Consider the following 24674-nt stretch of genomic DNA (forward strand, 5'->3'; position numbering starts at 1 on the left):
AATAGAAATAGTATGCTTTTATTATAATGTAGATGATTTATGTCTATCCTAGCATATAAGCTGTTTTAACATGTTTTTTGCCATGCTTTTTCAAGCCTCAAGTAACTTCTCACAGCTTTCCTAATCTATCCCTAACTAAAAAAGGAACATATACAGGGACAATCCTTTACATTTTCAGGTGTCAAATTAACTTCTGAAAAAATATTACGGTTTACTTAAGCCGGGAAATAATATTTGCATGTCTGCGCTGATTTAAGGACAGGTAGTTTATTGCTGAATAAAACACAAGCCAGAGCCTTTCTGCTGATAGTAACAGCCGGGCTTTTAAGCGTTAATGTCCCCTGAAGATTAATAGAAATGCGGTTAGAAAAGCCGCTTTACCGGTATATATTCACAGTTATTCTCAAAAACAGAACAGGAGTTTTTATGAAATAACTCCGGCATAGAAGGCAAGCTGTAGTTAATATTAATGAAAAAATAAAGGTGTGATCCAAATGGGCGTAATGCTTAATGATTTAGAAAAAATGAAGCTGAAGGAATTATATCAGCTTGCAAAGGAAGTAAAGGTTTCTTACTACAGCCAGTTAACTAAAAAGGAACTGATTTTTGCCATACTTAAGAAACAAGCTGAACAGGAAGAGTTAATGTTCATGGAAGGTGTCCTCGACATTGTCCCTAATGAAGGCTTCGGTTTTCTCCGCTCAACAACATACAAACCAAGCTCCCAGGATATATATATTTCCGCTTCTCAAATCCGCCGTTTCGAACTAAGAAATGGAGACCGTGTTTCCGGTAAAGTCCGAAAACCTAAAGAAAATGAACGGTATTATGGACTGCTGCAGGTGGCAGCCGTTAATGGGGAAGACCCTGAGTCCGCGAGACAGCGTCCGCATTTTCCGCAGCTGACTCCTTTATACCCTGAAAAGAAAATGACACTGGAACACCAGCCGAATAAGGTAGCTTCCCGTGTGATTGATATGATTTCTCCTGTCGGTTATGGGCAGAGGGGACTGATCGTTGCTCCTCCAAAGGCTGGTAAGACACTTCTTCTTAAAGAAGTAGCTAACAGTATCGCCGAAAACCATCCGGAAAGTGAACTCATTGTCCTGCTGATTGATGAGCGCCCGGAAGAAGTAACAGATATGGAGCGTTCCGTAAAAGGGGAGGTCGTCAGTTCCACCTTTGACGAACTGCCGGAAAACCACATTAAAACCGCTGAGCTTGTCCTGGAAAGGGCCATGCGTCTTGTGGAAGCGAAAAAAGACGTTGTTATTTTAATGGATAGTATTACTCGTCTTGCCCGCGCATATAACCTTGTGATTCCCCCGAGCGGAAGAACGCTTTCCGGTGGTATCGACCCTGCAAGCTTCCATCGCCCGAAACGTTTCTTCGGTGCTGCCCGTAACATTGAAGAGGGAGGAAGCCTGACGATTATCGCCACGGCTCTTGTGGAAACTGGTTCCAGGATGGACGATGTTATTTACGAAGAATTTAAAGGGACAGGTAACATGGAACTGCACCTTGACCGCCGTCTTTCTGAGAAACGGATCTTCCCGGCAATCGACATTCGCCGTTCCGGTACACGCCGCGAAGAGCTTCTGCTTCCAAAGGAGCAAATCGAAAATCTGTGGGCCATAAGAAAAACAATGAACGATCAGCCTGAATTTCTGGAACGCTTCCTGAAGAAAGTAAAGGAAACAAAGACGAACGAAGAATTCTTTAAAGCTTTTGAACAGGAAAAATCGGGCAGAAACCAGGTGCGAAGCTAATTTAGCAACACTCTTGAAAAGCTTGAGCAATTGGAAATATTTTTAGCTGAAAAGAGCCCGGCAGCTGTTGCAAATTCCGCTTACAGTTGATATAATTCTTTAATGTGTGAATAGATGTTAAACGCATCCAGATATACTCTGTTTCGAAAGATTCAGGGCGGAAGGAGATGAAAAGAATGAAACCAGAAACTCATCCTGAATATCGTAAGGTTGTATTTAAGGATACAAGTACAGGTTTTACTTTCTTAAGCGGTTCAACTAGATACTCCAGTGAAACAATCGAGTGGGAAGATGGAAACACTTATCCATTAATCAACGTCGAGGTAAGCTCCGACTCTCACCCATTCTATACTGGACGTCAGAAGTTCGCCGATGCTGGCGGACGTGTAGACCGTTTCAAGCGAAAGTACAACATGAAGTAATTGAATTAAAAAACGACAGGCAAGGTTTAATCCTTGCCTGTTTTTTTTCTTAATAATTAGTTTTGTTTTGTTAAATATCCCGCACGCGGGGCTTCTAATCGCGAAATGAGACGGGAGAACTTATTGGGAAGTGGATCTCTTGTTGAAAAGAAGGTGTGTTGTTGCGACTTCCCCCGTCCTTGTTGCGAAAAGAAGGTGCGTTGTTGCGACTTCCCCCGTCCTTGTTGCGAAAAGAAGGTGTGTTGTTGCGACTTCCCCCTCTTGTTGCGAAAAGAAGAGGTGTTGTTGCGACTTCCCCCTCTTGTTGCGAAAAGAAGAGGTGTTGTTGCGACTTCCCCCGTCCTTGTTGCGAAAAGAAGGTGTGTTGTTGCGACTTCCCCCTCTTGTTGCGAAAAGAAGGTGTGTTGTTGCGACTTCCCCCTCTTGTTGCGAAAAGAAGGTGTGTTGTTGCGACTCCCCCCGTCCTTGTTGCGAAAAGAAGGTGTGTTGTTGCGACTTCCCCTCTTGTTGCGAAAAGAATGGTACTTGTTGCGAAACCAGAGGCCTTAAGTGCGACTTCCCCCGTCCCATGTCAATGTGCGTCAAAATATGTAAACAAAATTGGAATTCCTGATTGTTACAAGCAGCTAACATGACTATAATAGATAAAGTATACGTTGCAATTATCCCGATGTAACCGTCCGTAAAACTCCCGCCTCAAAACATGAGTGGAAGCGAAGATGTTCAGGCGGGAGATAACGGACGCTAACATCCCGATTGGTTCAACTAACAATCAGTGGGGGATGAATAAAACCCCCTCTGATTGAAGGTTCACTTTATGTAAAAAAAGGGTAACAGGTTAATACTTACATAATAACCGGATAATCGACAAAATTAGATTTTTATAAATAAAGGGAGAGACTAAGTTATGAACTTAACGAGGAGAGAAGGCTGGCTTGAAGTTGTTTGCGGAAGTATGTTTTCAGGAAAATCTGAGGAGCTGATCCGCCGTGTCCGAAGAGCCAGTTTCGGCCGTCAGAAAGTACAGGTGTTTAAGCCTGAACTGGATAACCGGTACAGTGAAAAAGAAGTTGTATCCCACAACGGCACAAAAGTTTATGCTATGCCTGTAAAAGGAGCGGCAGAAATTCTCGATGTTCTTGAAAAAGATACTCAGGTTGTGGCTATTGATGAAGCTCAGTTTTTTGAAGCGGATATTGTAGACGCGGTCCAGCAGATGGCTGATGACGGCATCCGTGTCATTGTTGCAGGACTTGACCAGGATTTCCGGGGTGAGCCATTTGGTTATATGCCTGTACTTATGGCGCTAGCTGAGACAGTTACGAAGCTTCAGGCGATCTGTCTGTCGTGCGGTTCACCTGCAAGCAGAACGCAGCGCCTGATCGATGGACGTCCGGCTTCTTACAACGACCCGATTATTCTTGTAGGAGCTTCTGAATCATACGAGCCTCGTTGCAGGCACTGCCATGAAGTGCCGGAAAAGCCTTCTTTCACTCATGTAAAAAAAACGATTGAAACAACCCTTTAAGGACATTCTTTGTTGAAGACAAATGTTGATTTTTCAGAAAATCAATATTTACCTTTAACAGAGCTGAAAAATTGCCGTAAGGCCGGACACACAGCTTATTTTCCCAAAAATATGGCTGTGTGTTTTTTTGTGTCCTTAAAGATATTTCTGGTGTAAAACGATTGTATTTAACTGGCCCAATCAGGAGAAGCTATCCGTAGGAGGTGTTTGTATGAAGTATACCTTACTTGGATTTTGTATGCTTCTCCTGTTTATTCCGGCATGTAACAATATAGATACTCCTGATGTAGGAGGGTTCACAACAGATACAAATAAACAGAAGGACTGGAACAGGAGCCTGTTTGGCCCCGGGCCGGCAAACTATGGAATTGTTGAGAGAATGAACGAGCCTTTCGATCCTGTTAATGAGGCGAATAATACCGGCACCAGCTACCGTTCTCCGGCAACGCCGAGGCAGGATCTTGGAGACGACCAGGACAGAATGGAGACGCTCGTTTATCAATTCCCCGGTGTAACCCCAGGAATGGTCATTATTATGGGGAGACGTGCATGGGTAAATATAATGTTTGACGAACCACTTACCGGCCAGGAAGAAGAAGATAAAATCCGGGAACTTGAACAAAAGCTGGCAGATGATAATCCTCGTTATGAATACAGGGTAATTGTAAACGACTTTATGCGGTGAGAGTAATGCCGCATATTCTTTGGAAAGCACATAGGTGAAGCGGGTGTACCGCTTCTGCTTATGTGCTTTTTACATTTGTGAGCTGAAATGGGGCATGTGCAGTTAATCACAGTGCCCGTGTGACTTATGTCACAAATCAGACACCAGTTTGCAACAAAACAGCCACACTTGTGATGATTTTCACAAGCGAACCCGTTATATAATTAACATGTAGAAAAAATAAGTGATCACTCAACTACAGCAAAAACAAAATTGCTTTTATCAGGCGGTAAGCCACTATACTAAAACTAATTTTAGGGGGAATTATCATGTTTATGGATTTTATCAGAAATAACAAAATTGCTGCTGGTATTCTTACATTCGTACGGTTATATCTTGGATGGAGCTGGATGACTGCAGGCTGGGGAAAAATCACGGGGGAAGAGGGTTTTAACGCTGCAGGTTATTTAAACGGAGTTGTCGCTAACGAGATGGTAATGGAGCAGTATCCGACATACCATGCTTTCATTGAGAGCTTTGCGCTTCCGAATGCTGGAATATTCAGCTTTATGGTTGCATGGGGAGAGTTTCTTGTAGGACTTGGCCTTCTCCTTGGAATCCTGACTACAGCTGCTGCTTTCTTCGGAATTATGATGAACTTCGCGTTCATGTTCGCAGGTACAATTTCTTCTAACCCATTTATGATCCTTCTAACTATCTTCATTCTTGCTGCAGGCTATAACGCTGGCAGAATCGGCGGAGACCGCTGGGTAATCCCTTATATCCGCACAGTTCTCTTCAGAGGCAAACTGAAAGGTGCAGGGCTTGAGAGCCAGACGGTATAACAAAACACATTATTTAAGTAAACGAAACGCCTGTATAGCAGTATCCAGGCGTTTTTTTGTTTTATAACAATGAATTTATTTGGATCATCATTCCTTTGTTTCCACTTCGTTGTTTTAAACACGTTTTTAAAAAAGCCTTATTGCACTGACTTCTCCTTTGGTTTTTAATTTTCCAGCCGTGCCTAAACACCCTGTTGACAGAGAAAAATAATTTATGATATATAAAAAATAAAATTAGCACTCGGACGCTTAGAGTGCTAAAATTGTTGCATAAAGGATTTGAAAGGAGAGGTTTTTTATGGCTGTGAGAATGGAGTATAAAGCAGAATCAAAGCGGCTTCTTGAAATGATGATTAACTCTATTTACACCCACAGAGAAATTTTTTTAAGGGAGTTAATTTCCAATGCAAGTGACGCGATTGACAAAATCTATTATAAAGCATTAACAGATGATTCATTGGAGTTTAAACAGGACAACTACTACATAAAGGTTTCTGCCGATAAAGACGCACGCACGCTTAAGATTACCGACACAGGGATCGGGATGGCAAAGGAAGAACTAGAAAACAATCTTGGCGTTATCGCAAAAAGCGGTTCCCTTGCTTTTAAAAATGAAACAGAACTAAAGGACGGGCACGATATTATCGGCCAGTTTGGAGTAGGTTTTTATTCTTCGTTCATGGTCGCTGACAAAGTCACTGTAGTGACAAAAGCGCTGGGCAGCGATACAGCGTATAAATGGGAATCAGAAGGAGCGGACGGCTTCACAATTGATACTGCGGATAAAGACGAGGTAGGAACAGAGATTACGCTTTATATTAAGAAAAATACGGAAGATGACAACTTCGATGACTACCTGGAAGAGCACAGGCTCAGAAGCATTATCAAAAAGTATTCCGATTTCATCCGCTATCCAATCAAGATGGATGTGAAAGTGAGCAAACCTAAAGAAGAGAATGAGAAGGAATTTGAAGAAGTAACAGAGGAACAGACGATCAACAGCATGGTTCCAATCTGGAGAAAAAATAAAAGCGAATTAACAGACGAAGATTACGAGAATTTTTACTCGGAAAAGCATTATGGTTTTGACAAGCCGTTAAAGCATATCCACATTAAAGTTGATGGAACTTTAAGGTATAATGCGATTCTCTATATTCCGGAAAACATTCCGTTCGATTATTACACGAAAGAGTTTGAAAAAGGGCTTGAACTTTATTCCAACGGCGTGCTGATTATGAATAAATGCTCTGATCTCCTGCCAGACTACTTCAGTTTTGTCAAAGGAATGGTGGATTCGGAAGATCTGTCGTTGAATATCTCCCGTGAATTGCTGCAGCAGGACCGGCAGCTCAAGGTCATCGCAAAAAATATTAAGAATAAGATTAAGGGCGAGCTGAAGAAACTGCTGAAAGATGAACGGGAAAAATACGAAAAGTTTTTCGAGGCATTCGGCCGCCAGCTGAAATATGGGGTGTACAGCGACTTTGGGGCGAACAAAGAGGATCTTCAGGACCTGTTAATGTTCTATTCTTCTAAAGAGAAGAAGCTTGTAACACTCGATGAATATGTTTCCCGGATGCCGGAAGATCAGAAATATATTTACTATGCTTCAGGGGAGTCAAGGGAGCGTCTCGATAAGCTGCCTCAGACAGAGCTTGTTGCGGAAAAAGGGTATGAAATCCTTTATTTCACAGATGATATCGACGAGTTCGCTATCCGCATGCTTATGAATTACCAGGAGAAAGAATTCCGTTCTGTTTCCAGCAGTGACCTGGGAATCGAGGAGGATGAGAGCACGGAAACGAAGGCTGAAGAAACCGAGGAAAATAAAGAGCTGTTCGAAAAAATGAAGGAACTTCTCGATAATAAAGTAAAAGAAGTCCGGATTTCTAAAAGGCTCAGATCGCATCCAGTCTGTCTTGCAGCTGACGGGGAAGTGACGATTGAAATGGAAAAAATTCTTCAGTCCATGCCTGATAACCAGAATATTAAGGCGGATAAAGTTCTGGAAATCAACCCAAACCATGAAGTATTCGCATCTCTTAAGGCTGCCTCTGAGAATGATGAAGAAAAGCTGAAGCTTTACACAAATCTTCTATACAACCAGGCGCTCCTCATCGAAGGGCTGCCAGTGGAAGACCCGGTTGAATTTACAAACAATGTGTGCAAAATAATGAAGTAACAATAAAGAGCCTGGGACCATTTTTGATGGCCCCAGGCTCTTTATTTAACAGAGAAGAACTATAAATTTCCAAGACAATGTCCATTCTCAGCGGTGAGCGTGGGATGACCTCTGGTGAAGCACTCCGAACTACTGCATGAAGGGGAAAAAACAGCTATTTAAATTATGCTGTCCGCCGAATCACTCACTCAAGGGATGAGTTGAGGCTGATTCAGGAATTGAAACGAATGAACAACGCCCCTAAACGTACGAAAGCGTCTGATTCAGGAATTCAATCGGTTGAACAACGCCCCTCAACGTATGAAAGAGGTTGATTCAGGAATTGAAACGGTTGAACAAAGCACCTCAACGTACGAAAGCGGCTGATTCAGGAATTGAAACGAATGAACACCGCCCCTAAACGTACGAAAGCGTCTGATTCAGGAATTCAATCGGTTGAACAACGCCCCTCAACGTATGAAAGCGTCTGATTCAGGAATTGAATCGGTTGAACAACGCCCCTCAACGTATGAAAGCGGCTGATTCAGGAATTGAATCGGTTGAACAAAGCACCTCAACGTACGAAAGCGGCTGATTCAGGAATTGAAACGAATGAACACCGCCCCTAAACGTACGAAAGCGTCTGATTCAGGAATTCAATCGGTTGAACAACGCCCCTCAACGTATGAAAGCGTCTGATTCAGGAATTGAATCGGTTGAACAAAGCACCTCAACGTACGAAAGCGGCTGATTCAGGAATTGAAACGAATGAACACCGCCCCTCAACGTACGAAAGCGGCTGATTCAGGAATTGAAACGGTTGAACATCACCCCTCAACGTATGAAAGAGGTTGATTCAGGAATTGAGAAGGGGTTGAACACCGCTCCTCAACGTATGAATGAGGCTGTGCCTGGACCAGCGGTAACTCGTTGCAGATATAGAGCGCCGCTCGTATCCAAGGCGCTTAGGCTTTTCTTTATTTTTCGCATATTGCACCGTAGGCAAGACATTATTCTTTAATACCTTCTGGCAGCCTGCTGCAGAGGGTCCCAAACGCCATTGAACGGCGGGGCGTAGCTAAGGTCCAGGTTTTCCAGATCGGCGATAGTCATCCGGTGGTAAAGTGCTGTCGCAGCTACATCAGTCCGCTTATCCACGCCTTTTTTTCCGGCAACCTGAACACCCAGGAGCATATCCGTTTCCCGGTGGCGGAGAAGCTTTATAATCAGCGGCTCGCTTTCAGGATAGTAACCTGCATGGGAACGACCGGTAAAACTAAGAGGCTCACAGGGAATTCCAAGGTTTTCCGCTTCTCGTTCGCTCAGCCCTGTTTTCCCGACAGACAGATCAAAAAATTTGATAATTGATGTGCCGGTAACACCCTTAAATGTTTTTGGAATACCGGCAATATTGCTCCCTGCAATTCTGCCTTGTTTATTTGCATGTGTCCCTAAAGGCAGATAGTCATCCTTTTCTTTTATCCGGTGATACTGAGTGGCGCAGTCTCCTGCAGCATAAATATTTCTCACGTTTGTTTCCATGTACGGATTAACGATAATGGCTCCACTGGGATGGAGATTAATCCCGGCCTTTTCTGCAAAAGCTGTGTTCGGTTTCACTCCTGTGGCGATGACTACCATATCTGCTCTGTATTCCTGGTTGTTGGTACGGATGGTTTCTACTCTTTTGCTGCCGGACATTTCCTCCACAGTCTCGCCGAAGATAAGCTCAACGTTACTTTTTTCTGCTTCTTCATGGATTTTTTCACTGATTTCCTTGTCATAAATATTTCTGCCGATTCTCTCACCACGGTCGATTACCCGTACCTTTTTTCCTCTGGCAGCGAAGTTTTCCGCGGCTTCAAGACCAATATATCCTCCGCCAATGATCGTGACATTCAGAACATCTTCCTCCATATCTTTAGCGATGGCTTCCGCGTCAGGAATTGTTTTGAGGAAGTGGACTCCCTCCAGTTCCCTGCCTTTAAATGGGGGAATAACAGGGCTTGCTCCTGTTGCGATCAGCAGTTTGTCGTAAGGAACTTCAAAACGGTCACCTGTGTCCAGATTTTTCCCGGCAACCAGTTGTTTTTCCACGTTTATTTCCTGTGCTTCATGAAGAGTGCGGGCATCGATACCGTATTTTTCCTGAAATGTTTCCCGGCTTCTTGCGATGAGCTTGTCCGTATCTTCAATCAGCCCGCCGATATAATAAGGCAGCCCGCACTGGGCATAGGAATAATATTCTCCCTTTTCCAGAACTATGATTTCCGCTTCTTTATTATTCCGGACGATTTGCATCGCTCCGCTCATTCCAGCCGCATCCCCGCCGATAATGACTACTTTCATCCCATTCCCTCCTCATAAATTTCTATTACTTATACCATATCCTAATTTTCATCATACCATGTCATGATTTGAAGGTATTCGAATGAGGATTGGGGTTAGCGTCATAGTGACAGTTGCGTGAGGGAAACTTTGGATGAGGCCTTGTGAATCAAGGGAGAGATGGGGGATTTGGGAGGGATTTACCAGTTGTCATAGTGACACTTGTCATAGTGACAGTTTACTTAAGCCAACAATTTTCCCATCCGCCAAAAGCCCATCTTCTTGCCATTAGGCGAATTGATTTTTACAAATGAATGCCACTATACTATAATAATACTGTTAAGCGTCTATAATTTGAGGTGAAGCGATTATGTTTGATCGGCTTGAAGCTGTAGAAGAACGTTATGAAAAATTAAATGAGCTTTTGATGGATCCTGATGTTATCAGCGATACAAATAAGCTCCGTGAGTATTCGAAAGAACAGGCAGGTATTGAAGAGACGGTCCAGACGTATCGGCAATACAAAGAAATAAAAGGGCAGTATGATGAGGCAAAGGAAATGCTTCGCGAGGATCTGGACAGCGAAATGCGGGAAATGGTGAAGATGGAAGTGGATGAGCTGGAAGATCAGATTCCGCCGCTTGAAGATAAGCTCCGTATCCTCCTTCTACCTAAAGATCCGAATGACGAAAAGAACGTTATTGTTGAGATTCGTGGAGCTGCCGGAGGAGATGAAGCAGCACTATTCGCGGGAGATTTATACCGCATGTATGCCCGGTACGCTGAAGCCCAGGGATGGCGTCCGGAAGTTATCGAGTCCAGCCCTACAGAGCTTGGCGGCTTCAAAGAGATCATCTTTATGATCAACGGAAAGGGCGCTTTTTCAAAAATGAAGTACGAAAATGGAGCGCACCGTGTACAGCGGGTTCCTTCCACAGAGTCCGGCGGCCGTATTCATACGTCCACTGCTACTGTAGCGGTTTTGCCGGAAGCAGAGGAAGTGGAAGTAGATATCAACGAGAAGGATATTCGTGTGGATACATTTGCATCCAGCGGTCCTGGCGGCCAGAGTGTAAACACGACGATGTCCGCTGTCCGGCTGACACACCTTCCTACTGGGGTCGTTGTATCCTGCCAGGATGAAAAATCCCAGATCAAGAACAAGGAAAAGGCGATGAAAGTTCTTCGTGCCCGTGTTTATGATAAATTCCAGAAAGAAGCGGAAGCAGAGTACGCGCAAAACCGTAAGTCTGCTGTTGGAACTGGTGATCGTTCTGAACGGATTCGTACGTACAATTTTCCACAAAGCCGTGTAACTGACCACCGTATCGGGCTCACACTGCAAAAACTTGAGCAGATCCTGCAGGGCAAGCTGGATGAGATCATTGACCAGCTGGTTATGGAAGAACAGTCTCGCGCGATGGAAGAAGCTGGAGAGTAAAGCTCTATGGAAAAAAATAATCCAGGTGAAAAAATGAAAGTGTATGAAGCTCTGAAATGGGCTTCTTCTTTTTTAGAGGAACATGGCTATGAAGCCGTTATAGGAGAGATTTTGCTGCGCCACCATACCGGATGGAGCCGTACACGCCTGTTTAGCGAGTATCAAAGCGAGCTAACTTGGGAAGTAGTGGAGCTTTTTCAGGCGGATGTTAAGGAGTCGGCAGGCGGGGTGCCAGTTCAGCATATTACTGGAGAGGAAAGCTTTTACGGCCGGACTTTCAAAGTTACTTCGGCCACACTGATTCCGCGACCGGAAACAGAAGAGCTTGTGGAGGCGGTCCTTGAAAAGCTTCTTTCTTTGGTCAACATGGAAGAGGGCGGCCCTGTCCGGTTAGTCGATGTTGGAACCGGCAGCGGAATTATTGCTGCAACTCTCGCTCTTGAACTGGAAGGAAAAGCGGAGGTTTCCGCTGTGGATATTTCAGGTGAGGCATTGAAGGTAGCTGAAGCTAACAGCAGGCGGCTCGGGGCCGAAGTTCACTTTTTAAAAGGGGATCTTTTACGTCCGCTGATTGAAGCGGGTGGAAAAGTAAGGGCCGTGGTTTCTAACCCTCCTTATATTCCGGAGGGGGACCGGTACAGCATGAAGGAAAATGTGGTGGCCCATGAACCTGAACTTGCTTTATTTGCTGGGGAAGACGGTCTTTCCGTTTACCGGAAGCTCGTGAAGCAAATACCTGAAGTACTGTTAACGCCAGGGCTGATTGCCTTTGAAATCGGCCACGGCCAGGGAAATGCAGTGAAGAGTTTAATTCTCGAGACATTCCCTGATGCCAGGGCGGAAGTAAGACTGGACATAAACGGCAAAGAAAGAATCGTGCTGGCGGAGATTTAATGGTTTTTTATTAGGATGTCATAGTGACAGTTGCCTGAGGGCAACTTCACTTAACCCTTTGGTAATAAAGGAAAGTGTATGTATTTTAATAGGATTTTAATGTAGTGTCACTATGACTTGGGTCATAGTGACATTTGTCTTTACCCAAAAAAGTTTTCAGCCCTCTAAATTTAACTTGGCTGTCAAGGGGGGAAGGTGCCAGGTTGAGAAGCTCGCCCAATCTCCATTAAACTCCCGATATCTCGATGATTTAACGTGGCACTTAGGTTCCAGGAAGCTGGTTCCAGGAACCAAGCTGCCAGGTTGAGGGCTATGTAGAGTGTGCCCCTCAATATTCCGATCCCACCCCCTTTAACCACCCTCAGCCCCCGTCCTTCCCCACATCTGTCAGAACTTGTCGATAGATTAATAGTTTAATAATCTTCCCATCTGCCAAGAATGGTGACTGAAGGGAAGGTGTCGGCGACAATGAATCGGAGAGTAAAGCTTTATATTATAATGGTATTATCTATTTTAATTTTATCCTGGGAAACTCAGCAAATGCTTCCGGTAGAGGCAGGGGACCAGCATTTTATTCCTGAGGAATCTATCCGCCTCAGAATATTAGCTAATAGCAATGCCCCTCTGGATCAGACGGTTAAAAGGAATATCAGGGATGCAGTAAATACTCAGATTACCACATGGGTTGAGCATTTGCAGGACGTCGACGACGCACGGGAAATTATCGGTGCTAACATGGCTGATCTGAATGAAATAGTTGCCGGTGAACTGGAAGCTGCAGGCAGCAATGAACCGTTCAGTGTAGAGCTGAGAGAAACTGCGTTCCCAACGAAACTATACGGCAGCAGACTTTATCCTGCTGGAGACTATGAAGCGGTTGTAGTTACTTTGGGAGATGGCAAAGGCGACAATTGGTGGTGTGTACTGTTTCCACCTTTATGTTTTCTCGATTTCAGCAACAGTGATGCAAAGGCTCATGAGGCTGAGGGAGAAAACAGTACAGGAGAAGATGACGCGGAAGAAGTACAGGTTTCCTTTTTTATCGTCGATGTATTTACTAACCTGTGGGATAAAATCACATCGTGATTTATAAAACGCGGACAATAACCTAAATTGAGAAACCAGCTGTCCTATCGGCGAAATCCAGAGCTCTATCACGAAAAAGCTCGCGGGGCACCTTCCCATCACTTCGATCAGGACCAGGCAAAAATTCTGCACTATTAACATTGTGTATTTCCCCCTTTATATATATTTCTCAAGCCGGGCGGCAGTTTAGCCCGGTTCTTTCTTTCTTTCTTTAGTGCGCCATCCTGGAAGAGCATACTTTTTTTATCTCAAAGCAGCCTGCTGGAAAGGGACTTCCTTACACTCCATAAAGCAGCCTGCTGGAAAGAGAACGTCTACATTCCAAAGCAGCACCGCTAAAAGCTCTGTTTATTTTTCCAAAAGGAATATTCGTCCCACACCACTCACAGTCTCATAGTTTCTTTGTCATAGTTGCAGGATTACTGCATAAGGATGATAGTACAAGCCTGATCAGAAGAAAGGGTGGATGGTGTGGGTTTCATAGTCAGAAAGGCTGCAGAGGAGGATGCTTTAGCGATCCAGCATTTTGTGGCAAAAACGGGGGTCGCTGCTGTACCCGTTGTGTCAGACTGGACCTCGTTTTTAATTGCAGAGAATATTAAAGGTGATTTTGCGGCAGTAGTAAGGATTCAGAAAGTATCGAACGAGGCAGGGCTTCTTCGTACATTAATTGTAGATCCAAAGAAGATAACAAATCTCTTTATACTCGAGTTTTTAGAGGCAGTCCTCCATTATGCCGAAAAAGAAGGGGTGGAAACACTATGCCTGCTCGCTTCAAAGGAAGGTGTTTTTCTGGAACAGCTTGGTTTTGAAAAAGCAGATAAAAGCTCTCTCCCTGAAGAAGTCTCCGCTCTCAAAGATGTGAAAGAACATATTAACAAGCAACTTCCAGTGTTTATAAAAAAATAAACTGGGGATAACTTATCCATTCGTTCACAGGAAACTAACAGGGTTATCCCCAAATACAAAGTAGTTATCCACTGAATATTGTGGATAACTACTATTTTTGTGGTTAAAAACATAATCAACAATCTCAAAACCCTGTTTTTGAAGCAAAACACAGTAAACTTTCCACAAAAAGGCTGCTTAATATTGACTTTCTTTGCACTCATAAGCAGAATATAAACAGCAAGGAGGCTAGTTATATGAATGAAAAACACACAGAAGTTCTTATTGTGGATAAAGTTGTGGAAAACTTACATAAATCAATGGAGATTCAAGCGGCTGCCGAACAACTGAAAAGCGGAGAAGTGGTGGCCTTCCCTACAGAAACAGTGTATGGACTGGGAGGAAATGCTTTTTCAGACGAAGCGATCGAAAGAATTTTCCAGGCGAAAGGGAGGCCGTCGGATAATCCATTAATTGTCCACATTGCCGACAAAAGCCAGCTTTCTGAATATGTTACCTCTGTTCCTGCGGACGCTGAAAAACTAATGGAGGCATTCTGGCCAGGGCCGCTTACTATAGTGCTTGAGCATTCAGGAAAACTGTCCGGACGGGTTACTGCAGGTCTTACGACAGTTGGAGTAAGGATGCCGGACCATCCCGTGGCCCTGTCTGTTATCAAAGCTTCCGGACTTCCGTTGGCTGCTCCAAGCGCCAACACTTCCGGCCGGCCAAGCCCTACTTCTGCAGGCCATGTTCTTGAGGATCTGAAGGGAAAAATAAGTATGATTATAGATGGAGGCCCAACAGGAGTGGGAGTGGAATCCACAGTTGTGGAGTGTACTGGTGGAAAAACAATTATCCTCAGGCCAGGGGGGATTACAAAGGAAGCGCTGGCTCAGGTTGTGGATAAGGTGGAGACAGACCCTGCTCTTACAGAAAAAAATACGGCCCCCCGTTCCCCAGGCATGAAATATACACATTATGCTCCATCGGCACCTCTTGTCCTAGTGGATGGAGATATAGAATTTTTCAACAGCCAAATCCAGGAGGCTGAAGCACAAGGGAGAAGAATCGGTATTCTTATCACCGAGGAGCTCCAGCACAGAGTGAAAGCCCACGAACAGGTGATTTTAGGCTCAGGGAACGATTTATCCACAGTTGCCCGGTCTTTATACGATTCTCTTCGGACGTTTGATAAAAAAAATGTGGATATTATTTTCAGTGTGGTTTTTCCTGAAACGGAGATTGGCTCTGCGATCATGAACCGGTTGAGAAAGGCTGCCGGAGGAGCCATACGCAAGCAGTAAAAATTCTTCCTCGTTGTGATTCGACCAGCAACTCAAACCAAAAAAGAAGGGAAATAAATCCCCTCGGACCGGCATAGGTTAGAATAGCCAGTCCAAGGGGTGATTTTTTTGCTGGGAGAGCTGATGACCATAGGTTTTATGGCCTTTGCCTTAAGCATGGATGCATTTTCCCTGTCTGTGGGGATGGGAATGGCGGGTCTTCGTTATAAACATATTGCAATTGTTGGTGTGCTGGTAGGGCTTTTTCATGTGCTCATGCCTCTTGCCGGTATTGTTTTAGGTAAACTTTTATCTCAGTATATCGGCATGTTCGCTTTTATTATTGGCGGGACAGTTCTTGTACTGATTGGACTGCAAATGCTTGTTGCTTCCTTTAAGGAAAGCCGCTCAACAGTGTTAGCTCCAACCGGCCTGGGTGTGCTGCTTTTTTCAGTGAGTGTCTCCATCGACAGTTTTACTGCTGGTTTGAGTCTCGGAATGCTTGGGGCGAAAACATGGGTAACTATCGTTAGTTTTGGATTGATGAGCGCTCTTATGACATGGGCAGGTCTTACACTTGGAAGATCGATGGGCAACTGGTTTGGGGGATACAGTGAGTGGTTTGGAGGGATGATTCTTATAGCCTTCGGGCTTAAGATACTTTGGGGTGTGTAGAGACAACAACAGGAACAACAGGGCAAGCCTTTCTTTAAGACTCTTTTTCCGGGGAGTCTCTTTTTATTTTTACCGGCAAAAATTTGCCCTGGCACAACTGTCACTATGACGTGAATGTTTATCCCGATGGAACCGTCCGTAAAACTCCCGCCTTAAAACAGGAATGGAAGCGAAGATGTTCAGGCGGGAGATAACGGACGCTAACATCCCGACTGGTTTAACTAACAATCAGTGGGGGATGATTAAAACCCCACTGATTGAAGGTTCACTTTATGATAAAATAAATTTTGGATAAAGTATTATTTAATATTGGAAGACTAAATGTAAAATTTACGGGAAAAGAGCCGATAGAAGGGGTGTGAGAAAAAATGAAGAAGGTACTATTTGTATGCACCGGAAACACGTGCAGAAGCCCGCTTGCAGAGGCGGTATTTAATAATCAGAAGCCTGATGGCTCATATGAAGCCAGATCAGCAGGAATGATGGCGATGAACGGTATGCCTATGTCGGAAGGGTCGCGGACGGCTCTTACTAAACGAGGGCTGAAAGAAGAACACCTCTCACAAGGACTGACAAGGGACCTTCTCGATTGGGCGGACCTCGTCCTGACGATGACAGAAAGCCATAAGCGTACAGTTATTCAGCAATTCCCGGAAGAAGCAGGGAATATATACACCTTAAAGGAGTTCATTTATGATGACCCTGAAACGAAACAGCTGATTGAAAAGATGGATCATCATATCGCCCAGCTGGAGCTGAAGCGGGCAGAATTTATTAAAAAGCATGAAGATAAAATTAAAAAATATAACGAAGATCAGGATATTAAGCATCAGCAGCAGCTGGAAGAAGAACTGCTTGCCCAGCTGAAGCCAGAGCAGGAAGCTATCGAGTATGCTGCTTCAAAATTACCTTCCTTTGATATATCGGATCCGTTTGGGGCGGCTGATGACGTATATGAAATCACATACAGGGAAATAGAAGAAGCAGTGAAAGCTTTAATTGAAAAAATGAAAAAACACAACGGGGAACAGACAGAAGAAGAATTTTAATTGAACCATAGGGGGAACTGACGGTGGGGGAAAAGAAATATCGGTTCAGTATTCGTAAGAAGATGGTCCTTGGAATATGTGCAGTGGCGGCAGTAACATACGCAACGACTGCTGTTTTTATTTTTTATCTAAGTGGTGTACTTGAAGGTTTACTCGGATTAAGTGAAAACGTATTTATTATACTCACACTCATTCTTGGGGTTATATGGTGTGGTATTCTTGGTTTTTTTGGAGCAGGAGTTATCACCAGACCGCTGAATGAACTGGAAGCTTCGGCTGGCAGGGTAGCAGCGGGAGATATAAATGAAAATGTTAATGTGCCCCGTTCTGATGACGAAATTCGTGCTCTTGCAAAAGCGTACAATGAAATGATAGACAACCTGCGCTACATGGTGAGAGATATAAACGATAATTTCTCAAAAACAAATGAAAAGGCGCTGGCAATCAGGGAAGCTTCAGGCTCTGCGGCAGACCAGTCAGAAAATATCAGCAGGACAGTCGAGGAAATCTCCTCAGGTGCCGAGCACTCCGCAAACGTCATGCAGAAAACAGCGGAGTCTATGGGTGATGTTACTCAAATAGCGTCTAATGTGGCAGTCAATGCAAGGTCAGCCAACGAACTGTCAAAAGAAATGGTTAGTGTCCTCGATAGCAGTAAACAGATCATACAGTCTCTTGTTACCGGGATTCAACGGCTTGTGGAAGAAAATGAGAAGTCTCTTCTCGCGGTAGAACGCCTGGAAAACCATGCGAACAAAGTCGGTGAGATTATTTCACTGGTTGGGGATATTTCCTCTCAGACAAATCTGCTTGCGTTAAATGCATCCATCGAGGCAGCAAGAGCAGGTGAACATGGAAGAGGCTTTGCAGTGGTGGCTGATGAAGTAAGAAAGCTTGCCGATGAAAGTGCCGGGGCAGTCCAGGCAATTTCCCGGCTTGTCAATGATATACAGGAAGAGGTTTCCCATGTTTCCGGGCAGATTACTAACCAGGTAAACGCGGCGAAAAAGGAAGCGGAAAAAGGCTCGGATACGGACGGGGCCATTTCCCAGGTCTCACATTCGGTAAATGAAGCAGCAGCCTCAGTAGAAGAAATTCTGCAGCTGGTTGAGAAGCAAATGGTAAGGATCGAAGAAACGAGCGGGGAAACCCAGGATGTTGCGGCGATTGCTGAGCAGACATCTGCCGGAGCACTCGAAGTCAGCTCCTCGGTTCAGCAGCAGACTGCGGTCATGCAGGAGATAACGGCTTCTGTGGACATGCTGTTAAAACAGGCAGACAGCTTAAAGAAGACAATCAATAAGTTCACCGTATAATACAGCGATGTTACAACGAAGCATAAATGAATGAATTTCATATATAGACTTTGCAAAAAAAGACGAACATTACTTTTCGATTGCAGGGTAAGACGGCGGTGACTGTCTCTTCCTCTGCTCCTGCGGTTACTCGTCGCAAAAAGAGTTTGATCCTGCGGTTACTCGTCGCAAAAAGAGTTTTGCCAGCTTAGCTCCGCAGAATATCCGTCGAGACAACTCGATGCATTTGCGTGAAGAAGATGCTCGTTCTGGCGGGAACAACATGAGAAGCTGAAAATCCATTATTGACAGAGTTAAGCAGTCAAAAATTAGTTGAAGCCGTGGCCGCAGAACGTGTCCGTCTGAAGCGTAAATCGAACAACAAAGTAATATTTAAAGATAATGTTCGTATTAATGAGGAAAATCTTGAATTATGAAATTGATTCAAATTTAATAATTTTATAAATCAGATAAAGTCAGGAGGCAGAAAAATGAAAGTTGCAATCGGCGCCGATCACGGCGGTTATATTTTAAAAGAAGAAATTACTTCACTGCTTGAGGAAATGGGAATTGAATATGAAGATATGGGCTGTAACTGTGAGGATTCAGTAGATTACCCCGACTATGGGCTGCCTGTGGCGGAAAAAGTCGCCAGAGGAGAAGTTGACCGTGGGATTGTAATTTGTGGCACAGGAATCGGTATGTCTATTACGGCAAACAAAGTAAAAGGCATTCGCTGTGCTCTGGTACACGACATGTTTACTGCGAAGGCAACGAGAGAACACAACGATACGAACGTACTGGCGATGGGTGCACGAGTCATCGGCCCGGGTCTTGCAAGAGAGATTGCAAAAATCTGGCTTTCCACCGAATTCGAAGGCGGCAGGCACGCAAAACGTATCGGTAAAATCGCAGAATATGAGCAGAAAGAAGACTGATGTTCGGTTTTAAGTAACAAGGCTTTGAGTAATAGTTACTAGGTTATGTGAAGGCAGATTGCAGCGATGAGCATCACATCTTGAAAACTTGCGAGTTGTCTCGCCCGATGCAGCTTCAAAGTAATACTAGAAGAGGAAGAGACAGTAATCCGAGGTAGCTGAGGCAAAGAAGACACCGTGAGTGCGAACGAAGTGAAGCAGGAACGGATGTCGCACTTGTACCCTTGCGGTGCAAGCGAGCGTCCTGCAGCGCTATCATCGTCAATTTTTTTTAGTTCGTAAAGAAAAACCGCTGACTGGGAGGGCAGAAAAATGACCGTTAATTTTTCCACAGTAAAACAGTCTCTTGCTGATGCTTTAACGGATCTTCAGCAGGCTGCTCAGTTAGAATCCGGGCAGCTGCTCGTTGTAGGTACAAGCACCAGCGAGGTGATGGGCGAGCATATCGGAACTTCAGGAACCCGGGAAGCTGCAGAAGCGATTTGGGAAGCTCTCTCCGAGTTTCAGGAAAAAACAGGTGTGGCTTTAGCTTTTCAATGCTGTGAACATCTGAATCGTGCTCTTGTGGTGAAAAGAGAATATTCTGATTTTAACAGGCTGGAACTTGTGTCAGCTGTCCCTGTTCCCGGCGCTGGAGGGTCCATGGCCGCTCTTGCCTACGAGAAATTGGAAAATGCAGTGCTGGCAGAGGAAATTAAAGCAGATGCAGGGATTGATATAGGCGACACATTAATCGGCATGCACCTGAAAAAAGTGGCTGTACCAGTAAGAAGCAAGGTTAGGCAGGTAGGGGAAGCTCATCTCACCATGGCGAGAACCCGCCCGAAACTCATTGGCGGAGAACGGGCAGTCTACAGAGTGACTCCGGACGACCAGACATGCCACTAATATTGGGTTTCTAAAGGATTTAGATTATTAAAATAAGGTTGAATGAAGCTGAAGGTACGAGACTGTCTGTTCCTCTGCCAGCGCAGCTTCGAAGAATGTCCTTCGAGACAAATCGATGCATTTGTGGAGGAACGGATGTCGCACTTGTACCCCTGCGGTGAAAGCGAGTATCCTGAAGAGAAGTCAACATCAACCCTTGTAACGATTTTTTGGAAAAATTTAATTTACCAGACTATCCACTCAATTAATGTGGAGATAAAATATAATATAAATTATCTGTATAGTTGGTACGCACTTTAGGAGGATTAATGAAATGACGACATTGAAAAACAACGCTTTAGATACGCTGAGAAGGCAGGATGTGGAAGTCTTTTCAGCAATCGATGCAGAACTCAGAAGACAGCAGGCAAACATCGAACTGATCGCATCAGAAAACTTTGTTTCACCAGCTGTAATGGAGGCACAGGGTTCCGTTCTCACAAATAAGTATGCAGAAGGCTATCCTGGAAAACGTTATTATGGCGGCTGTGAACATGTGGATGTAGCGGAAAATATCGCCCGGGAACGAGCGAAAAAGCTGTTCGGCGCAGAACATGCAAACGTCCAGCCCCATTCCGGAGCTCAGGCAAACATGGGAGTGTATTATACGATACTTGACCATGGTGACACAGTTCTCGGAATGAATTTATCCCATGGGGGACATTTAACTCACGGAAGCCCAGTAAACTTTAGCGGAAAGCAGTACAACTTTGTGGAGTATGGTGTTGATGAAAAAACAGGAATGATCGATTATGAGATCGTTCGGGAGAAAGCTATTGAGCACCGGCCGAAACTGATTGTCGCAGGTGCAAGTGCTTACCCGCGGGCGATCGACTTCAGTAAATTCCGTGAAATAGCTGATGAAGTGGAGGCGTATCTCATGGTGGATATGGCTCATATCGCCGGGCTGATTGCCACTGGGCTCCATCAAAATCCGGTCCCATATGCTGACTTCGTGACCACTACAACACACAAGACATTACGGGGTCCACGGGGCGGAATGATTTTATGTAAAGAGGAGTTCGCGAAAAAAATCGACAAAGCGATTTTCCCAGGGCTCCAGGGCGGACCGTTAATGCACACAATTGCTGCCAAAGCAGTGGCATTCGGCGAAGCTTTGACGGATGAATTTAAAGAATATTCCAAGCAGGTGAAGCTGAACGCAGAAGCACTTGGCAAGGCTCTGACGAAAGAGGGAATCGACCTTGTATCCGGAGGTACGGATAACCATCTGCTGCTTCTGGACCTCAGGGCACTTGGCATTACTGGAAAACAAGCAGAAGAAGCTCTCGACAGCGTGGGCATTACAACAAATAAAAACACGATCCCTTATGATCCGGAAAGCCCGTTTGTAACGAGCGGTATTCGTATTGGAACTGCAGCTGTTACTACACGTGGGTTTAAGGAATCAGACATGGAAGAGACAGGAAGAATCATTGCTGCCGTTCTCAAAGGCCTTTCTCATGAGAATGTCCTTGAAGAAGCGAAGAAAGCAGTAGAGAAGCTTACAAAAAGCCTGCCTCTTTATGAAACAAACTAATAATGGCGGCCGGTAAGTGGCTGTGTGTAAGAGGAGACTTAAGGGTCTTCTCTTTTTAATTTCACACAATTTTTTTGGAATTTTTACTCAGGCTGTAACATTATTTGTTCTTATTCGTTTTATTAACGAAGGGAGGGGCAGATGAAAGAAGGTATCGAGGAAGTATACAAACTTTATTTTCATGATATATACCGTTATCTCCTTTTCCTTTGCCACGATCACTACGTGGCGGAAGATCTAGTGCAGGACACATTTTACCGCGCTTATCTATATTTAGAGAATTACAGGGGAGAAAGGGTGAAAACCTGGCTGTTTACTGTCGCCCATAATGCCTATATCGATTATCACAGGAAACAGAAAAGAAATGTAGTGAAGGATCTTAACTTCTTTTTTTCCCAGCCAGACAAGAAAAAAACAGCTGAAGAACATTTAATTATTAAGGAGGAAATTCAGGAAGTTATCACGGATTTGAAGGAGCTGCCGGAAAAGCAGCGGGGGGCAGTCCTGCTCCATGATTTTCATGAACTGTCTTATAAAGAGGCTGCCGGAATAATGGGAATAACGGTCGCGCACTTCAAAGTAGCCTTATTCAGGGGCAGGCAGACAATCAGAAAAAGAAAGGCGGAGGAGAAATGAGCGATGAGTTTAAAAGAAAACTCGAAGCCTATGAGAAAGGGGAACTCTCTGAAGGGGAGGCAGAGGAGTTTGAGAAAGAACTTGAGAAACTGGAAAAATTCAATGAGTTTCTTGAAGAAAAGGAAAGTGGCATGAACGGCACGGTCTATTCAATAGATAATCAGCAACAGCAGAAAATTCTGAAGCGTGGGAAGTGGAGGGCGAGGTTTACTACAGCTGTCACGGCATTGTTACTAGTTCTTGTTTTTACTATTATCTCAGCAATTTTAACCTCGGTGTACTACGCTTGGGGAAGCCCGGACAGGACGAACGTTTACAGGAATGTTATCGACCATACGATGACGATTACGGATCCCCACGGCTGGCTCGGGGGAACGAGCACGAACACGAAGTTTTTTTTCGGTATGGAAGCGACAAGGGACATTAATAAAAGAGTCGGCCATGAAACAATAAAAACTGGTGAAATGGAAGTCGATTTTTTATTTTCCATGATGAGCTATCCGGAACGAAGGTATACAGGCCCGGATTCTCAAAGTTCAGCCATCTTTTTTTATCCTGGAATGGCTGAAGGTAATGAAAGTGAATGGAGAAAGTTAGAAGAACTACATGAAGGCACGGTAGTTTCCGCCTACTTGTCATTTTCTGAGTTGATGGATACAGAAACAGTACTGCAGCTCTTTGGGGGGCGTAATATGGATGTAAACTGGCTGGCAGTTGATACAGGCCTTGAAGGGACAGATGAATGGTATGAAGGAGTAATTCTGGATCCGATTGGTTTTCCTGCCTTCCCGATCTGGCATGATGATGATATGATTCAGGATTTTTATGAGGAAGAAAGAGGCTTGTTCTGGTCAAAGATTGTTTCTGAAGGCTATTCTTCTCCGGATTACAGCAGTGAAGACCAGGGAACGGTTTTGCAGGATCAGTTTCTGAAAACCCTGGAATTCCTGTCAGAACATGAACGGAAGGCAGACCAAGTTTACCGGTACAGGCTGAATCTTGAAGACAGGATTGCTTTTCTGGAATCGGAAGGGATTTGGCATTACGGAGTTGTTGTAACAGGGCCGACAAAAGAGGTGCTGCAGCTGCAGAATGAGGAGTGGGCAGGTTCCATAGAAGTAGAGGAAGTGGCTTTCTGGAACTGGGAAAGCTTTTAAGGAAGCTGCAAAAATAAAGTAATTCTAATCTGCCGCGTGTTACTGGACAAATCGGTGGGGTAGGGAGTGAATTTGTCCAGCAAGCGCTGGAATCTGGCCAAATCTTTCTCTCAGCAGCGAAATTTGTCCAGTAAAAAGAATTTGCTGGACAAATTTCGGTTAAACTGTATAAATTTGTCCAGTAAAGTACCATCTATTGGAAAGTAAACCGATATTATGAATTTAATTTGGACAAATCAATATAAACCAAGCCAGATTTGTCCAGCAAGCGCCGTAATCTGGCCAAATCTCCCTCTCAGCAGCAAGATTTGTCCAGGAAAACGAGTTTGCAGGACAAATTCCAGTTAAACCGTATAAATTTGTTCAATGGAGTACCATTTATTGGAAAGTAAGCCAATATAACGAATTTAATTTGGACAAATTAATATAAACCAAGCCAAATTTGTCCAGCAAGTGCCGTAATCTGGACAAATTCCAGTTAAACCCTATATATTTGTCCAGACTCACGCCACCTGTCACTACACATGCGTCCCCTTCAAGGTTTCCCCGCATAAAAAACATCCTTGCCTTAAGAGGCGACAGCTGCCAGGCTGTCACCCCACAAGAAATAATTAAAAAATAAACACCTGGCTGATCAGAGCTACGGCGAATCCTGTAATGGCTACCTGCTTTTTCGCCCGTTTGTTTTCAGCTTTTCTGAACAGGAAAAACGCTGCGGCAAGTCCGGCAGGCAGGGGTATCATCCAGAACCATAGAATAAAAGTCCCTAAAAAATAGTAGCCCGCTAGTTTTAAAAGCAAAGCCTCTTCTTTTCGGTTTTCTGTATTGCGGCTGGACCAAGCTACAGCAAGTACAATAGGTACAATATATATTAAGAAATATAAGAACATGAGGTCACTCCTGGAGCGGCTGCCGGATAATGCCAGCCTGTGATAGTTAACTTCAAATATATTTTTACATATTATTTAAACTCTTTTCCCTGAGTATAGCATGGAAGGGGGCGACACATAACAGCTATTAAAGTTATCTTCAGTGAAAAGGAAGTAAATAACCGAAAAACTACCCCTTTCCCGCACTTAACGAAACTATTTTTAAAAATAATGCCACTTCTGCTTGAACAGGCGTGTCTTTTTATGTAGAATTTC

General features: G+C 44.3%; 22 protein-coding genes. 20 read left to right on the forward strand and 2 right to left on the reverse strand.

Features of this window, described 5'->3' with window-relative positions; translation table 11 throughout:
* Positions 1 to 494 precede the first annotated feature (494 nt).
* From rho to htpG, 6 genes are all read left to right on the forward strand, one after another.
* Entirely contained in the window at positions 495 to 1769 is a 1275-nt protein-coding gene (rho, locus tag BK582_RS06295) for a transcription termination factor Rho (RefSeq protein ID WP_078593491.1), read from the forward strand.
* A gap of 176 nt (positions 1770 to 1945) precedes the next feature.
* The gene (locus tag BK582_RS06300; protein ID WP_078593492.1) at positions 1946 to 2191 is read left to right on the forward strand and encodes a type B 50S ribosomal protein L31; all 246 of its coding nucleotides are present in this window, start codon (positions 1946 to 1948) and stop codon (positions 2189 to 2191) included.
* 907 nt (positions 2192 to 3098) lie between these two features.
* Complete coding sequence (locus BK582_RS06305; RefSeq protein WP_078593493.1) at positions 3099 to 3719, forward strand: thymidine kinase; 621 nt, start codon at positions 3099 to 3101, stop codon at positions 3717 to 3719.
* A gap of 211 nt (positions 3720 to 3930) precedes the next feature.
* A complete protein-coding gene (locus BK582_RS06310) occupies positions 3931 to 4404 on the forward strand; it encodes a hypothetical protein (protein ID WP_078593494.1) in 474 nt (157 codons plus the stop codon).
* Between the two features lie 308 nt (positions 4405 to 4712).
* Positions 4713 to 5228: a DoxX family membrane protein gene (locus BK582_RS06315; protein ID WP_078593495.1), complete on the forward strand. Its 516-nt coding sequence runs from the start codon at positions 4713 to 4715 to the stop codon at positions 5226 to 5228.
* A gap of 298 nt (positions 5229 to 5526) precedes the next feature.
* The gene (gene htpG / locus BK582_RS06320) at positions 5527 to 7410 is read left to right on the forward strand and encodes a molecular chaperone HtpG (RefSeq protein WP_078593496.1); all 1884 of its coding nucleotides are present in this window, start codon (positions 5527 to 5529) and stop codon (positions 7408 to 7410) included.
* 996 nt (positions 7411 to 8406) lie between these two features.
* Here htpG and BK582_RS06330 read toward each other — a convergent pair.
* Positions 8407 to 9738, reverse strand: a complete 1332-nt coding sequence (locus tag BK582_RS06330; protein ID WP_078593498.1) for a CoA-disulfide reductase — start codon at positions 9736 to 9738, stop codon at positions 8407 to 8409.
* A 349-nt stretch (positions 9739 to 10087) separates the two neighbouring features.
* Between BK582_RS06330 and prfA the strand changes: the two genes are divergently transcribed.
* From prfA to BK582_RS06395, 14 genes are all read left to right on the forward strand, one after another.
* Positions 10088 to 11158, forward strand: coding sequence for a peptide chain release factor 1 (gene prfA, locus BK582_RS06335; protein WP_078593499.1), 1071 nt, complete (start codon positions 10088 to 10090; stop codon positions 11156 to 11158).
* Between the two features lie 6 nt (positions 11159 to 11164).
* Positions 11165 to 12052 carry a peptide chain release factor N(5)-glutamine methyltransferase gene (prmC, locus tag BK582_RS06340; protein WP_078593500.1) on the forward strand — a complete coding sequence of 296 codons (888 nt, stop codon included), beginning with the start codon at positions 11165 to 11167 and terminating at the stop codon, positions 12050 to 12052.
* A gap of 468 nt (positions 12053 to 12520) precedes the next feature.
* Positions 12521 to 13138 (forward strand): stage II sporulation protein R, encoded by a 618-nt coding sequence (gene spoIIR / locus BK582_RS06345; protein ID WP_078593501.1) that lies wholly within the window; start codon positions 12521 to 12523, stop codon positions 13136 to 13138.
* A 471-nt stretch (positions 13139 to 13609) separates the two neighbouring features.
* Entirely contained in the window at positions 13610 to 14047 is a 438-nt protein-coding gene (locus tag BK582_RS06350; protein WP_078593502.1) for a GNAT family N-acetyltransferase, read from the forward strand.
* A 236-nt stretch (positions 14048 to 14283) separates the two neighbouring features.
* Positions 14284 to 15333, forward strand: coding sequence for an L-threonylcarbamoyladenylate synthase (locus tag BK582_RS06355; RefSeq protein ID WP_078593503.1), 1050 nt, complete (start codon positions 14284 to 14286; stop codon positions 15331 to 15333).
* A gap of 123 nt (positions 15334 to 15456) precedes the next feature.
* Positions 15457 to 15987: a manganese efflux pump MntP gene (locus BK582_RS06360; RefSeq protein WP_078597824.1), complete on the forward strand. Its 531-nt coding sequence runs from the start codon at positions 15457 to 15459 to the stop codon at positions 15985 to 15987.
* Between the two features lie 368 nt (positions 15988 to 16355).
* Positions 16356 to 17036 (forward strand): low molecular weight protein arginine phosphatase, encoded by a 681-nt coding sequence (locus BK582_RS06365; RefSeq protein WP_078593504.1) that lies wholly within the window; start codon positions 16356 to 16358, stop codon positions 17034 to 17036.
* A 23-nt stretch (positions 17037 to 17059) separates the two neighbouring features.
* Positions 17060 to 18352, forward strand: coding sequence for a methyl-accepting chemotaxis protein (locus BK582_RS06370; protein ID WP_078593505.1), 1293 nt, complete (start codon positions 17060 to 17062; stop codon positions 18350 to 18352).
* A gap of 284 nt (positions 18353 to 18636) precedes the next feature.
* Entirely contained in the window at positions 18637 to 18768 is a 132-nt protein-coding gene (locus tag BK582_RS28040; RefSeq protein ID WP_276328198.1) for a hypothetical protein, read from the forward strand.
* Between the two features lie 54 nt (positions 18769 to 18822).
* Positions 18823 to 19269, forward strand: coding sequence for a ribose 5-phosphate isomerase B (rpiB, locus tag BK582_RS06375; protein WP_078593506.1), 447 nt, complete (start codon positions 18823 to 18825; stop codon positions 19267 to 19269).
* A 312-nt stretch (positions 19270 to 19581) separates the two neighbouring features.
* Entirely contained in the window at positions 19582 to 20157 is a 576-nt protein-coding gene (locus tag BK582_RS06380; RefSeq protein ID WP_078593507.1) for a TIGR01440 family protein, read from the forward strand.
* A 313-nt stretch (positions 20158 to 20470) separates the two neighbouring features.
* Entirely contained in the window at positions 20471 to 21736 is a 1266-nt protein-coding gene (locus tag BK582_RS06385; RefSeq protein WP_078593508.1) for a serine hydroxymethyltransferase, read from the forward strand.
* A 141-nt stretch (positions 21737 to 21877) separates the two neighbouring features.
* Complete coding sequence (locus BK582_RS06390; RefSeq protein WP_078593509.1) at positions 21878 to 22372, forward strand: RNA polymerase sigma factor; 495 nt, start codon at positions 21878 to 21880, stop codon at positions 22370 to 22372.
* A complete protein-coding gene (locus BK582_RS06395) occupies positions 22369 to 23529 on the forward strand; it encodes an anti-sigma factor (RefSeq protein ID WP_078593510.1) in 1161 nt (386 codons plus the stop codon). The genes BK582_RS06390 and BK582_RS06395 overlap by 4 nt, the downstream gene beginning before the upstream one ends.
* A gap of 611 nt (positions 23530 to 24140) precedes the next feature.
* Here BK582_RS06395 and BK582_RS06400 read toward each other — a convergent pair.
* The gene (locus BK582_RS06400) at positions 24141 to 24419 is read right to left on the reverse strand and encodes a hypothetical protein (protein ID WP_078593511.1); all 279 of its coding nucleotides are present in this window, start codon (positions 24417 to 24419) and stop codon (positions 24141 to 24143) included.
* Between the last annotated feature and the right edge of the window lie 255 nt (positions 24420 to 24674).

Origin of the sequence: Evansella clarkii (assembly GCF_002019695.1) — a bacterium.
GTDB classification, from domain to species: domain Bacteria; phylum Bacillota; class Bacilli; order Bacillales; family Salisediminibacteriaceae; genus Evansella; species Evansella clarkii.

What these genes read in the sequence shown, in the direction of transcription:
- BK582_RS06395 (WP_078593510.1), top strand. Translation starts at nt 22,369, where the DNA reads ATGAGCGATGAGTTTAAAAGAAAACTCGAAGCCTATGAGAAAGGGGAA.
- prmC (WP_078593500.1), top strand. Translation starts at nt 11,165, where the DNA reads ATGGAAAAAAATAATCCAGGTGAAAAAATGAAAGTGTATGAAGCTCTG.
- spoIIR (WP_078593501.1), top strand. Translation starts at nt 12,521, where the DNA reads ATGAATCGGAGAGTAAAGCTTTATATTATAATGGTATTATCTATTTTA.
- BK582_RS06380 (WP_078593507.1), top strand. Translation starts at nt 19,582, where the DNA reads ATGACCGTTAATTTTTCCACAGTAAAACAGTCTCTTGCTGATGCTTTA.
- BK582_RS06355 (WP_078593503.1), top strand. Translation starts at nt 14,284, where the DNA reads ATGAATGAAAAACACACAGAAGTTCTTATTGTGGATAAAGTTGTGGAA.
- BK582_RS06310 (WP_078593494.1), top strand. Translation starts at nt 3,931, where the DNA reads ATGAAGTATACCTTACTTGGATTTTGTATGCTTCTCCTGTTTATTCCG.
- rpiB (WP_078593506.1), top strand. Translation starts at nt 18,823, where the DNA reads ATGAAAGTTGCAATCGGCGCCGATCACGGCGGTTATATTTTAAAAGAA.
- BK582_RS06365 (WP_078593504.1), top strand. Translation starts at nt 16,356, where the DNA reads ATGAAGAAGGTACTATTTGTATGCACCGGAAACACGTGCAGAAGCCCG.
- htpG (WP_078593496.1), top strand. Translation starts at nt 5,527, where the DNA reads ATGGCTGTGAGAATGGAGTATAAAGCAGAATCAAAGCGGCTTCTTGAA.
- BK582_RS06315 (WP_078593495.1), top strand. Translation starts at nt 4,713, where the DNA reads ATGTTTATGGATTTTATCAGAAATAACAAAATTGCTGCTGGTATTCTT.
- BK582_RS06360 (WP_078597824.1), top strand. Translation starts at nt 15,457, where the DNA reads ATGACCATAGGTTTTATGGCCTTTGCCTTAAGCATGGATGCATTTTCC.
- BK582_RS06390 (WP_078593509.1), top strand. Translation starts at nt 21,878, where the DNA reads ATGAAAGAAGGTATCGAGGAAGTATACAAACTTTATTTTCATGATATA.
- BK582_RS06400 (WP_078593511.1), bottom strand. Translation starts at nt 24,419, where the DNA reads ATGTTCTTATATTTCTTAATATATATTGTACCTATTGTACTTGCTGTA.
- BK582_RS06385 (WP_078593508.1), top strand. Translation starts at nt 20,471, where the DNA reads ATGACGACATTGAAAAACAACGCTTTAGATACGCTGAGAAGGCAGGAT.
- BK582_RS06300 (WP_078593492.1), top strand. Translation starts at nt 1,946, where the DNA reads ATGAAACCAGAAACTCATCCTGAATATCGTAAGGTTGTATTTAAGGAT.
- prfA (WP_078593499.1), top strand. Translation starts at nt 10,088, where the DNA reads ATGTTTGATCGGCTTGAAGCTGTAGAAGAACGTTATGAAAAATTAAAT.
- BK582_RS06305 (WP_078593493.1), top strand. Translation starts at nt 3,099, where the DNA reads ATGAACTTAACGAGGAGAGAAGGCTGGCTTGAAGTTGTTTGCGGAAGT.
- BK582_RS06330 (WP_078593498.1), bottom strand. Translation starts at nt 9,738, where the DNA reads ATGAAAGTAGTCATTATCGGCGGGGATGCGGCTGGAATGAGCGGAGCG.
- rho (WP_078593491.1), top strand. Translation starts at nt 495, where the DNA reads ATGGGCGTAATGCTTAATGATTTAGAAAAAATGAAGCTGAAGGAATTA.